Origin of the sequence: Nonomuraea sediminis, from assembly GCF_018531495.1 — a bacterium.
GTDB lineage: Bacteria > Actinomycetota > Actinomycetes > Streptosporangiales > Streptosporangiaceae > Nonomuraea > Nonomuraea sediminis.
Genome location: NZ_JAHDTI010000017.1, coordinates 62,216 through 74,017 on the forward strand (window position 1 = coordinate 62,216; position 11,802 = coordinate 74,017).

The window sequence follows — 11,802 nt, forward strand, 5'->3', positions numbered from 1 at the left end:
AGGGTGGAAGCTCGTCGCGGCGGCACGACGCCGCCCGGACAGCACAGATTCGAGGAGCGGACCACCATGTCCATCACCCTTTCCGACCAGGACAAGAGCACCCTGCGGACCGCCGCGTACGGCGCCGTGGCGCTGATGGCCGGCGCCACCGGTTCGCCCCACAACACCGCCATGAATGCCACCGTCGCCCTGAGGTCGGCGACCGGCCTGGTCGGGCATGTACTCGCCGCGAACGCCAAGGACATCGAACTGAAGGGCAAGACCGTCGCCGAACTCGCCGACCGGGTACTGCCGGCCCTGACCGAAGCCATGAAGCTGCTCGGCAGGCAGGCTCCGGCAGAAGCCGACAACTTCCGCACGACCGTCCTCCTGGCCACCGAAGCCGCCCAGGTCCACCCGGACAGGCCCAGCACCACGGCCGAGATGGCCCGCAAGATCACCGCCGCTCTCGACGCCGCCGGGCAGGATCGCCCGGAGCTGCAGAAGGCGATCGAGGAGATCGTCGATTCCGGTTTCGTCGGGGTGTCGCTGCGCGTGCACGACGAGCGGGGCGAGTGGGTCGGCAGCGCCGGGGCGGCCGAGCTGGGCGGGGCCGCGAAGCCGCCGACGAACGGGCATGTCCGGATCGGCAGCAACACCAAGACCTTCACCGCGACCCTGGTGCTGCAACTGGTGGCCGAGGGCAAGATCGAGCTGGACACCCCGGCGGCGCACTACCTGCCCGAGTTCGGGCTGGACGAGCGGATCACGGTGCGGATGCTGCTGCAGCACACCAGCGGGGTGTTCAACTTCAGCGGCGAGGTCGACAACGACGGGACGGTCACGCTGGGGATCCCCATCCCCTACAGCACCACGGGCAAGGAGTGGGTGGACAACCGGTTGAAGACCTACCAGCCGGAAGAGCTGGTACGGCTGGCGCTGTCGAAGCCGGCACGGTTCGAGCCGGGGACGGGCTGGAGCTACTCCAACACCAACTACGTGCTGGCCAGGCTGCTGATCGAGAAGGTCACCGGCCGTTCGGTCGCCGAGGAGATGCGGCGGCTGATCCTGGAGCCGCTCGGTCTGTCGGGCACCGTGGTGCCGGACGCCTCACCGGAGATCCCCGAGCCATACGCCCACGCCTACTACCGGTATGAGGACGCCGGCGAGCAGAAGACGATCGACATCACCCGCCATAACCCCTCCTGGATCTCCGGCGGCGGCGACATGATCTCGACCGCCCAGGACCTGCACACGTTCATCTCCGCGCTGATGGGCGGCAAGCTCCTGCCGGCCCCGCTGCTGGCCGAGATGTGCACCCCGCACCCGACGGGCATCCCGAACATGGACTACGGCCTGGGGGTGTTCGTGGTGAAAACGGACGGCGGCGGCACCGTCATCTCCCACAACGGCGCCACCGTGGGCCACGCGGCGCTGATGTACAGCACACCCGACGGCCGCAAGACCCTGACCGCCGCGCTGAACTGCGTGGACGACGCCGACCTGTCCATCGCGGCAGCATTCCAGAACGCCCAGCAAAGGCTCGTCAACGAGGTGTTCCGCAGGCCGGTTCAGCCGACGGACTGAGCACAAGGCAGGCTGAGCAGATGAGGAACGGAGTCACGATCGGGCAGGCGGCGGCATTCGTCGGCGTCACGGTGAAGACGGTGCGGCACTACCACAAGCTCGGCCTGGTCAAGGAGCCGGAACGCGACAGCTCCGGCTACCGGCGGTACGGATCGGCCGATCTGTTGCGGCTGGTGCAGGTCCGGACGCTGGCCGCCGCCGGGGTGCCGCTGGCCGAGATCGGGCCCCTGCTCGACGCCGACGCCGCGCTGTTCGCCGCCGCGCTCGCCGACGTCGAGCGGCAGCTCACCGAACGGATCGAGGAGTTGACCGCGCGGCGTGACACGCTGCACCGGCTCGCCGACGGTGACCGGGCTCTGCTGCCCGACCGCGCCGTGGCGCTGCTGGGGCGGATGCCCGGCCTCGGCTTCCCCGCGGACGAGGTGGCGGCCACCAGGGAGGGCTGGGTGCTGGCCAGAGCCCTGGTCCCCGAGGGCTTCGACGACTACCTCACCCATGTCGAGCACGCCCTGGACGACACCCGGTTCGTCGCCTTGATCAAGCGCGGCGTCGAAGCCGCGGCCTGGGAACCTGACGACCCGCGTATCGCCGAGCTCGCCACCGACTTCGCCGACCATTTCCTCGCCAATCCCGAACAGCTGAAGATCGTGACCGGTCTGCAAGCCCGCACCGAGGCCGCGACCCGGTACAAGCTGATCGCCCTCCACGGCGAGGAGGAGGGATCGGCCGCGGCGCAGGGGGTAGGGCTCGTCGAGACCAAGCTCCGCGCCGCCGGCGTCCGTATCCCCAGACCAGACTCCCACTGACGGCGATCCTTCCTGAGCTGCGCGAGATCAAGCGAGCCAGGGGCTGATCGGGGCCGACCACGCGGTGTAGAACCTGGGGTATGACGCTCGTCGCCGGAATTGATTCGTCGACTCAATCAACCAAAGCCGTCCTGTGCAGGGCCGAGGACGGGGTCGTGGTCGACACCGCCTCGGCGCCGCATCCCGATGGGACGCAGTGCCATCCACGGCACTGGGAGGCGGCGCTCGAGGCGGTCAGGCCGCTGCTCGAGCGGGCCGAGGCGGTGGCCGTCGGCGCGCAACAGCACGGCATGGTCGCCCTGGACGCGGCGGGCGAGGTCGTACGGCCCGCGCTGCTGTGGAACGACACGCGCTCGGCGCCGCAGGCCGCCGCCCTGGTCACCGAGCTGGGGCGGGAGAGGTGGGCGGGGCTGGCGGGCAGCGTCCCCGTGGCCGCGTTCACCGTGGCCAAGCTGCGCTGGCTGCGCGAGACCGAGCCGGAGCACGCCGCGCGCACCGCCTCGGTGATGCTGCCGCACGACTGGCTGACCCTGCGGCTGGGCGCGGACGAGCCGGTCACCGACCGCGGCGACGCCTCGGGCACCGGCTACTGGTCGCCCTCGCTGGGCAAGTACCTGCCCGAGATCCTCACCGGCGCGCTCGGGCACGAGCCCGCGGTCCCGCGCGTCGCCGGCCCGTCCGAAATCGTCGGCCGCACCGCGTGGGGAGCGGCGCTGGGGCCGGGGACGGGCGACAACATGGCCGCCGCGCTCGGGCTGGGGCTCGAGCCCGGCGACGTGGCCGTCTCGATCGGTACCTCCGGCACCGCGTTCGCCGTCAGCGACGTGCCCGCGGCCGATCCGAGCGGCGCGGTGGCCGGGTTCGCCGACGCCGGCGGGCGCTTCCTGCCGCTGGTGTGCACGCTCAACGCCGCCAGGGTGCTGACCACCACGGCCGGCCTGCTCGGCTGCGACGTCGCCGAGCTGTCGCGGCTGGCGCTGGCCGCCGAGCCCGGGGCGGGCGGCCTGACGCTGCTGCCCTACCTCGACGGCGAGCGCACGCCCGACCGGCCTGACGCCTCCGGCGTGCTGAGCGGCCTCACCACGGCCAACGCCACCAGGGAGAACCTGGCCAGGGCCGCGGTGGAGGCCGTGCTCGCCTCGCTGGCCGACGCCGTCGCGCGGCTCGAGGGACAAGGGGTACGGCTGCGCCGCGTGCTGCTGATCGGCGGCGGGAGCCGATCTGAGGCGGTGCGCAGGATCGCGCCCGAAGTCTTCGGCAGGCCGGTGACCGTGCCCGAGGCCGCCGAGTACGTAGCGATCGGGGCGGCTCGGCAGGCCGCCTGGGCCCTGACCGGGCGCTTTCCCGAGTGGCCCGCCGTACGGGCCGCCGAGTACGCCGCCGAGCCGCGGCCCGAGATCCGCGACCGGCACGCCGGCCTGCGCGACGCCACCGAGAACTGGAGGAGCGACCGATGAGCAGCTACACGCCGACCCCGCAGGACCGCTTCTCCTTCGGCATCTGGACCGTCGGGTGGCAGGGCGTGGACGTGTTCGGCCCGGCGACCAGGCCGCCGATGCCGGCCGAGCGGGCGATCCACAAGCTCGCCGAGCTAGGCGCCTATGGCGTGAATTTTCATGACAACGACGTGTTCGCCTTCGACGGGCACGACCGCGACGAGCGGGTGGCCGCCTTCCGTAAGGCGCTGAGCGAGACCGGGCTGGTGGTGACCACGGCCACGACGAACCTGTTCTCGCACCCGATCTTCAAGGACGGCGCGTTCACCGCCAACGACCGGGACGTGCGCCGCTTCGCGCTGCGCAAGGTGATGGACAACCTGGACCTGGCGGCCTCGCTCGGCGCATCGGTGTACGTGTGCTGGGGCGGGCGCGAGGGCGCCGAGTCGGGGGCGGCCAAGGACGTGCGGGTGGCGCTGGACCGCTACAAGGAGGCCTTCGACCTGCTCGGCGCCTACGTGGTCGAGCAGGGGTACGACATCCGCTTCGCGATCGAGCCCAAGCCGAACGAGCCGCGCGGCGACATCCTGCTGCCGACGGTCGGGCACGCGCTGGCCTTCATCGAGCGGCTGGAGCGGCCCGAGCTGGTCGGGGTCAACCCGGAGGTCGGGCACGAGGAGATGGCCGGGCTCAACTACGCCCACGGGCTGGCGCAGGCGTTGTGGCAGGGGAAGCTGTTCCACATCGACCTGAACGGCCAGCACGGGCCGCGCTACGACCAGGACCTGCGCTTCGGCGCGGGGAACGCGCGCGGCGCCTTCTGGGTGGTGGACCTGGTCGACTCCTCGGACTACTCCGGGCCGATCCACTTCGACTACAAGCCGCCGCGGACCGAGGACGACGACGGCGTGTGGGAGTCGGCCAGAGCGTGCATGCGCAACTGGCTGATCCTGCGGGAGAAGGTCAGGGCCTTCCGCGCCGACCCCGAGGTCCGTCAGGCGCTGAGCGAGGCCAGGGTGGACGAGCTGGCCGTACCGACCCTGTCGGCGGGAGAGACCTGGCGATCGGTACGCGACTTCACCTCCGACGTCGAAGCACTGGCCCGCCGCGGCATGGCCTTCGAGCGCCTGGACCAACTCGCCCTGGAGCACCTGTACGGCGTGCGCCCTTAACCCGGCTGGACACGGGCATCACGAACCGCAACCGTGGCCACCCTGCTAAGCGCCGGGTCGGCGAGCACCTCAACGGTGGGGCTCAGCGCAGCGCGTACGGCGTGGTCTGCAGGGGGTGCACTTGGCGTGTGGGGGGTGCGGCCTGTGATGGCGTGCCTTGGGGCTGCGGGTGGGGGGCTTGCCGTACAGGGCGTGTTGACGGCCGGCGGCGGAGGGTGGTCGATGGAGGGGTGGGCGGCATATGCTCCTGTACTTCGGTAAGGCGTAGATCATCGCTGCTCTCACCCCCGGAGGAGGCTTGGCTTTGACGCGTTCCAGCATCGATGGGCAGACTGCCTCCTCCGCGAGGATTTACAACTATCTGCTTGGCGGTCCTGAGCACTTCAGTGCCGACCGGGAGGCGGCGGACACGCTGATGTCGCGGTTCCCGACCGTGCAGGCGTCGGCCAAGGCCAACCGCGGGTTCGTGCTGCGGGCCGCCCGCGCCATGGCAGAGGCGGGTATCACCCAGTTTCTCGACATCGGCTGTGGGCTGCCCATGAGCCCCAACACGCACGACGCGGTCCGGGAGGTCAACCCGGACGCTCGGGTGGTCTACGTGGACAGCGACCCGATCGTCGTCGTGTACGGCAGGGCATGGCTGGACCGGCCCGGCGTGGTCACCATCGCAGGAGATCTACGGGAGCCGGAGGCCATCCTGGCCAGCCAGGAGGCGGCTCTCGACCTCAGCCGACCCATCGGGGTCCTCACGGTCGCCGTCCTGCACTTCGTCGTCGAGAACGACGCCGGTCAGCATGTCGCGCGGCTTCGCGACATGCTGGCTCCGGGAAGTCACATCGCCCTCACCCACGTGTGCGCCGACACCATGCCGCGCGCGGAGATCGAAGCCGGTCAGGCCATCTACAGCCGAAGCGCCAACCCGGTCCGGGTCCGTACCCGGGAGGAGATCCGCGCCCTGTTCGACGGGCTCGAACTGCTGGAACCCGGCCTGGTCCCGGTCGCCGACTGGCGCCCCGCCCCCGGCGACCCCTTCCCCGAATCCGCCCCCGAAGCCCTCGGCGCCATCGGCCGTATCCCTCACTAGCCCTCCCCGGCTTGGGTGTGGGTCAGGTGGAGGGTGGGATGGTGATTGCGGGGGCTGTGCGGGCGGAGGCGATGGTGCGGGTGGGTTTGCCTAGACGGAAGCGGACTTTGCCCTTGAGTACGGTGCCGGATTCGGCCTGGTCGCCGGTTAGGCCTTCTCCGGGGAACAGGGTGAAGGTCCATCGCTGGTTTGCTTCGCAGTCGGGGAGGTTGGGGCCGCTCTGCAGGACTCGGGCGCCCCAGAGTTGACGGATCATCAGGTTTCTGGTGTCGGTGCCGGTCACCGTGAAGGACGCCGGTGGGGCGGTCACGATCTGGTTGTGGCTGCCCAGGGATGGGCCGTAGGCGCCGGTGATGGTGGCGACCATGGTCCAGGGGATGCCTGGTCGGGTGCCTAGGGTGCCTGCGGGCAAACGTTCGTCGAACACGTCGTCAGTGGGGGTGCCGAGTTGGTCCGCTCGGACGGACGGGGGCATCGGGCGGCGGGTGTCCAGCTTGGCGGGGTCGGGGACCAGCAGGATGCCGTAGGTCGTTTCGTCGGCGAAGCGAGCCGACGCGAAGTGGTCGCGTAGGGCGCGCACCGTGTGCTCGGCGGTCTTCCACATGTCGTCGGAGAACGCGGTCGCCAGGTAGGCGGGCGTGATCGGCGGTAGCCCGGCTTGCGCCACCGCTTCGGCCACGGAACCACAGCGAGACCATCCGGAATCGGCCAGCCTTGCGATCTGCTCGGTCTTGAACGACATCACTCACCCGGAGTCGCATGGAATCGAACCCATCCGATGCTAGCCACGACCACCGACAAAGCCCGGCCGGCGAGAAGTTCGTGGCGGCACAACTCCCAGGTCGGACGCGTCTCGAGAAGCAGGGCAGCGGGTGTACGGCAGGCAGAGGTGGGCCCCGCGCCGGGGGGCGACCGCCGGCGCGGGGGGAGGGGTGGGGCGCCGCGGGGTGGGTGCGTGCGGCGCCCCGGATGGTGGCGGGTCCGGGTGCTGGCCGGTCCCGCGTGTCGGGTGGTCCGAGGGTTGAGCGGGTTCAGGGGTTGGGTGGGCCCGCCGTTCGGAAAGGAGGGTCAGGTGAGGAGGGTGCGGCCGAGCCAGTCGGTCGCGTTCTGGACGCCGGGCAGGACGTAGAAGTAGCCACCCCCCGTGGGGGTGATGTAGTCGACGAGGGGTTCGTCGATGAGGCGTTCCTGGGTGGCTTCGAACTGGCGGACCACGTCCTGCTGGTAGGAGCAGAAGGCCAGGCCCATGTCGAGGTTGCCGACCTTGTCGATGCCGCGGTCGTAGTTGTAGCCGCGGCGCAGCATGCGCTGCCCGTCCGTCTGCGCCTGGCGGGGGTTGGCGAGGCGGATGTGGGCGTCCAGGGGGATCGCCTCGCCCTTGGGGTCCTTGCCGTAGTTGGGGATGTCCTGCTCGGCGGCGCCGTCGAGCGGTGCGCCCGTGTCGCGGCGGCGGCCGATCATCTTCTCCTGCTCCGACAGCGACACCCTGTCCCAGAACTCCACGAGCATCCGGATGATGCGGATGACCTGGTACGTCCCGCCGGCCGCCCACGCGGGCTCGCCGGCGGATGCCCAGATGAGCTTGTCGTGCTCGTTGGAGGCGGGGTTGGCGATGCCGTCCTTGAAGCCGAGGAAGTTGCGCTGGGCGCCCGTCGGCCTGGCCGGGTTGGCGAAGCCGTCGATGCGCCACTTGACCTGCATCCCGCCGCGCGTGTGGCGGCAGATGTCGCGCAGCGCGTGCAGCACGGTGTCGGTGTTGTCCGCGCACAGCTGCAGCGACAGGTCGCCGTGACACTCGGCCGGGTTGAGGTCGTCGTTGGGGAAGGTGCGCATCGGCTTGAGCTTGGCCGGCTTGAGCGCCGACAGCCCGTAGCGGGAGTCGAAGAGCGAGTCGCCCACGCCGACGGTGACGGTGAGGTTGTCGGCGGGGACCTCGGGCCCGAGGACGCCGCTGTCGGAGGGCGGGGCGCCGACGCCCAGGTCCTCGGGCGCGCCGCCGGCCGTCAGGAAGCGGGCGCGGGCGGTGATGGTCTTGAACAGCTCGGCCAGCTCGGCCTTGTCCGCCGCGATGACGTCGAAGGAGACGAACGCGGCCGCGCGCTGCGGCGGCGTCACCACGCCTGCCTGGTGCGGCCCGTGGAAGGCCACGGCGGAAGGGACGGCGGCCTCGGCGGACGAAGCGGTGGAGGAAGCCGTGACAGCACCGGTGGCCAGCATGGCTCCGGTTCCGAACACGGCCTTCATGAAGGACCGGCGGTCCGTCTGGGATGTCATCCGGCTTTCCGAATCTCGAGCAGGTCGGGGATGGGGGCGAGCTCTTCGAGCAGCTGGCTCACGGTTCCGTTGAGCTTCTGGCGCTCGGCCGGGGACAGCGAGTCCAGCGGCTTGGGGTCGCGCAGCAGCTCCGCCGTACGCTTCATCCAGGTGTCGACCGCGGGGGTGACCTTGGGGTTGCGCGCGTCGATGAGCGGGCGCAGCAGGTCGAGCAGCACCTGGGTGCCGTCGAGGTTGGCCTTGGCGGTGGCCAGCGTGCTGCCGCTGCCGTAGTCGGTCGAGCCGGTCAGGTCCTGGTGGAGGGTGTTCTCCAGGATCTCGTGGGTGCGCAGCGCCAGGTCGCCGGCGTCGAAGTCCTGCTTGGGGAAGTCCTCGCGCAGCGCGGTGACGTCGTCGGCCAGCTGCTTGGCGATCTTGGCCAGCGACGAGGCGGACTCGTCGTGCCACAGGCCGTACTCCAGGCGGTGGAATCCGGTGAAGTCCTTGTCCTCGACCCCGCCGGGCAGGCCCGCCGTACGGCCGTTGATCTTTCCGTCGAAGTCCGCGAACGTGCCATAGGCAGCGCCGAGCGAGGCGTAGCGCAGATGCGCGGTCAGCCAGTCCTTCTTGGCCTTCTTCACGTCACCATCGGCCAGGTCGGCGTGCAGGCGGGAGGTGTCCTCCTCCAGCGCGGCCAGCCCCTTGTCCACGTAGGCCTTGTAGGCCGCGAGCGGCTGCTCCAGCTCCTTCTCCGCCAGCGGGATGACCGCGGTGCCGGCCGAGCCGCCGCTGACGCGGACCGCCGCCGAGGTGACGGAGCCGCCGCCGTTGGGCACGCAGCGCCAGGCGTAGGAGCCGGTGCCGATCGTGGCGACCAGGCTGCGCGTCGTGCCGGGCGCGATGCCCTCCACCTCGCCGTAGACGGCGTTGCTCGCCGGGTCGATCAGATAGACCTCGGCGGTACGGTCGCCCGTGTTGCGCACCTGGAACACCTGCCGCCCCGGTTTGGGCGTGGTGAAGCCCTTCCCGCAGTTCTGCGCGGACACCTGTACGGCTGCCGCCACGTTCTCCGTCTTCTTGCCGGACACGGCGATCACCATGGCGGCGATCACGGCGGGAACCGCGACGACCGCGAGGGGAACGCTCCAGGCGGGGACCCTGCGCGGCTTGTCCTCCGAGGCGGAGGCGGCCGGGGCCGTGGTGCCCGTCTGGCGCAGGAAGACCGTCATCGTGATGACCGCGTAGCCCACGTAGGCGATCACCTGCAGCCAGGTCATCCTCGGCTGGAGGTTCAGCGTGCCCTGGACGAGCGTGGCGTACCAGGTGCCCGCGTCGATGGGCAGGTCGAAGGCGAAGGAGTCGCCGCCGGGCAGCAGCCCGCTCTCCTGCAGGTCGCGGAAGCCGTACGCGAGCACGCCCGCGGCGATGACGATCAGGATCGAGCCGGTGATGGTGAAGAAGCGCGTCAGGTTGAGCTTGAGCACCCGCCGGTACAGGCCCCAGCACAGCCCGGCGGCGAGCACCAGGCCGATGGCCGCGCCGATCAGCGGGCCGGCCGACTCGCCCGCCGCCTGGGCGGTGGTCCACAGGAACAGCGCGGTCTCCAGCCCTTCCCTGCCCACGGCCAGGAACGAGGTGACGACGAGCACGCCCGCGCCCATCTGCAGGGCCGCGGCCACCTTCTCCTTGAGCTGCCCGGAGAAGCTGCGCGCCGAGCGGCGCATCCAGAACACCATCGCCGTGACGAACACCACAGCGATCAGGCTGAGGAAGCCGCCGAACGCCTCCTGCGCCTTGCCGGGCAGGTTAGCCGAGGTGAACGTGAGCACCGCGCCGAAGGCCATCGACACGCCGATGGCCGCCAGCACGCCTGTCCACACGTGGGGCAGGCGCGCGCGTTGATCGGATCTGACCAGCGTGGCGACCAGAACGGAGACGACGAGTCCCGCTTCCAACCCCTCACGCAGGCCGATCAGGAAGCTGGGAAAGACGTTGTCCCACACTGGTCCGCTCCTTCTGCTGCGACGGACTTAGTGTAGGCAAACCTAATTTCGGGTCAAGAGGCGCCCTGGGGACTTACCACTCCTCGATCGGTACCTCCACGCCATGACCGGGGTCGAACAGCATCTGCCCGTCCTTCAGCCGGACGACGTGCACGCCGTTGGCCCAGCCGCCCTCGTGCAGCTTGCGGGCGGCCTCGCGGGCCCAGGTCGGGTAGCTGTACGCCTCGCTCTGCACGCCGCCGTCAGGAATCTCCCAACGCACCTCGTACCGATTCGGTGGCCACACCAGGTAGTCCCCATTCGTTAGATCCGCCACATCGACCAGCCTCCTGCCGAATGGCCCCTATCATCCCCCTCTCCACTCCAGGATCCGCCCACTTATCCCTATTGTTGGGACAAATCCTCAGATTTCCTGGAACGCCTGGTCAGGAGTGCCGTGCCTGCCCCGAGGATGACGAGAACCACCAGACCCACCCAGACCCACACGGGAACCCCGGTGGATTCGGCGGGCTGGGGAGCGGAGGCCACGGGGGCGCCTTTCGCGCCGCCGACGGTGAAGGGGATCTCCCCCTCGATCGGATGGCCGTCGGAGGAGACGACCCGCCAGGCGATCGTGTAGGCGCCGGGCGCCGGGGGCTGCGGGACCCGGGTGGTGACCTTGTCGCCGACGGCCTCGGGCGGGTCGAGCGTGACCTGCTTGCCCTGCGCGTCGTGCAGGACCACGGTGGGGAAGCGGATACGGCCCGAGAACACCAGCTCGATGCTCTCGACCTTGGTGACGTTGGAGTCCTTGGCGGGTGAGCTGCTCTTGAGCGTGTCGTGCGCGTAGGCGGCGGTCGAGCCGAGAGCCAGGAACAGCCCGCAGCCCAAGATCGCCGCAACGAGGTTGCGGAAGGTTCTCACTTTGTGTGCTCCAGATGGGAACGGATGGAAGGTTCGCGAATCCGGAGCGTCAGGGAGGGCCTCGGCGGCCGATCGGCGTGGCCACCCACCGGGTGACGAAGGGGGCGTAGGAGCCCTCCACGGGGGCCGGCCGTACCGGTGTGGGGAGCGGCGCGAGCGGCAGGAGGCGCGGCAGGCCGTTGAGCCAGAGGCGGAGCATGAGCCAGAACGCGCTCTCGCCGCGGTACAGCCACCAGCCGGTCAGCAGCGCGACCGTCAGGTGCGCCAACGGCATGCCGAGCCCGAAGTGCGCGTGCGCGCCCATCGGCGTGGCGAACAGCTCGTGCAGCGCGAACTGGGCGGCGGCCGTCGCGGCCAGCACCACCCCTGGGCCGCGCTCGCGACCGCCGAGCACCCAGGCGAGCCCCAGCGGCAACATCCCGCCCGCGGCCAGCGTGGCAGGCGCGACCGCGGCGCCGCCGGCCAGCGTGTGCCCGGCGGCCGTGACGGCCACGCACGCCATCGCGAAGACGATGGCCCGGGCTAGGCGCAACATACTTGCCATTTTGCCAGTTGAACGGCAAGCGGGACCCTACGTAC

At 70.5% G+C, this 11,802-nt stretch carries 11 protein-coding genes; 5 read left to right on the forward strand and 6 right to left on the reverse strand.

What is annotated here, in order from left to right; genetic code table 11:
- Positions 1-66: 66 nt before the first annotated feature.
- The 5 genes from KIK09_RS48465 to KIK09_RS48485 all read left to right on the forward strand — a co-directional run bounded on the left by KIK09_RS48465 (position 67) and on the right by KIK09_RS48485 (position 6,064).
- Complete coding sequence (locus tag KIK09_RS48465; protein ID WP_250575007.1) at positions 67-1,566, forward strand: serine hydrolase domain-containing protein; 1,500 nt, start codon at positions 67-69, stop codon at positions 1,564-1,566.
- A gap of 20 nt (positions 1,567-1,586) precedes the next feature.
- Complete coding sequence (locus tag KIK09_RS48470) at positions 1,587-2,372, forward strand: MerR family transcriptional regulator (RefSeq protein ID WP_214326353.1); 786 nt, start codon at positions 1,587-1,589, stop codon at positions 2,370-2,372.
- An 80-nt stretch (positions 2,373-2,452) separates the two neighbouring features.
- The gene (gene xylB, locus KIK09_RS48475; RefSeq protein WP_214326354.1) at positions 2,453-3,829 is read left to right on the forward strand and encodes a xylulokinase; all 1,377 of its coding nucleotides are present in this window, start codon (positions 2,453-2,455) and stop codon (positions 3,827-3,829) included.
- The gene (xylA, locus tag KIK09_RS48480; protein ID WP_214326355.1) at positions 3,826-4,980 is read left to right on the forward strand and encodes a xylose isomerase; all 1,155 of its coding nucleotides are present in this window, start codon (positions 3,826-3,828) and stop codon (positions 4,978-4,980) included. Before xylB ends, xylA begins: the two co-directional genes overlap by 4 nt.
- A 304-nt stretch (positions 4,981-5,284) precedes the next feature.
- On the forward strand, positions 5,285-6,064 hold the full coding sequence (locus tag KIK09_RS48485; protein ID WP_214326356.1) for an SAM-dependent methyltransferase: 780 nt from the start codon (positions 5,285-5,287) through the stop codon (positions 6,062-6,064).
- 22 nt (positions 6,065-6,086) lie between these two features.
- Here the strand turns inward: KIK09_RS48485 and KIK09_RS48490 are convergent, their stop codons facing one another.
- The 6 genes from KIK09_RS48490 to KIK09_RS48515 form a co-directional block, all read right to left on the reverse strand.
- On the reverse strand, positions 6,087-6,743 hold the full coding sequence (locus KIK09_RS48490) for a hypothetical protein (RefSeq protein WP_214326357.1): 657 nt from the start codon (positions 6,741-6,743) through the stop codon (positions 6,087-6,089).
- A 389-nt stretch (positions 6,744-7,132) separates the two neighbouring features.
- Complete coding sequence (gene efeB / locus KIK09_RS48495; RefSeq protein WP_275956551.1) at positions 7,133-8,338, reverse strand: iron uptake transporter deferrochelatase/peroxidase subunit; 1,206 nt, start codon at positions 8,336-8,338, stop codon at positions 7,133-7,135.
- Positions 8,335-10,320 carry an iron uptake transporter permease EfeU gene (gene efeU / locus KIK09_RS48500; protein ID WP_214326359.1) on the reverse strand — a complete coding sequence of 662 codons (1,986 nt, stop codon included), beginning with the start codon at positions 10,318-10,320 and terminating at the stop codon, positions 8,335-8,337. Before efeU ends, efeB begins: the two co-directional genes overlap by 4 nt.
- Before the next feature lie 73 nt (positions 10,321-10,393).
- Complete coding sequence (locus tag KIK09_RS48505) at positions 10,394-10,582, reverse strand: hypothetical protein (protein WP_214326360.1); 189 nt, start codon at positions 10,580-10,582, stop codon at positions 10,394-10,396.
- Positions 10,583-10,704: 122 nt separating this feature from the next.
- Positions 10,705-11,223: a copper resistance CopC family protein gene (locus tag KIK09_RS48510; RefSeq protein WP_214326361.1), complete on the reverse strand. Its 519-nt coding sequence runs from the start codon at positions 11,221-11,223 to the stop codon at positions 10,705-10,707.
- A 49-nt stretch (positions 11,224-11,272) separates the two neighbouring features.
- A complete protein-coding gene (locus tag KIK09_RS48515) occupies positions 11,273-11,758 on the reverse strand; it encodes an MFS transporter (RefSeq protein WP_214326362.1) in 486 nt (161 codons plus the stop codon).
- Between the last annotated feature and the right edge of the window lie 44 nt (positions 11,759-11,802).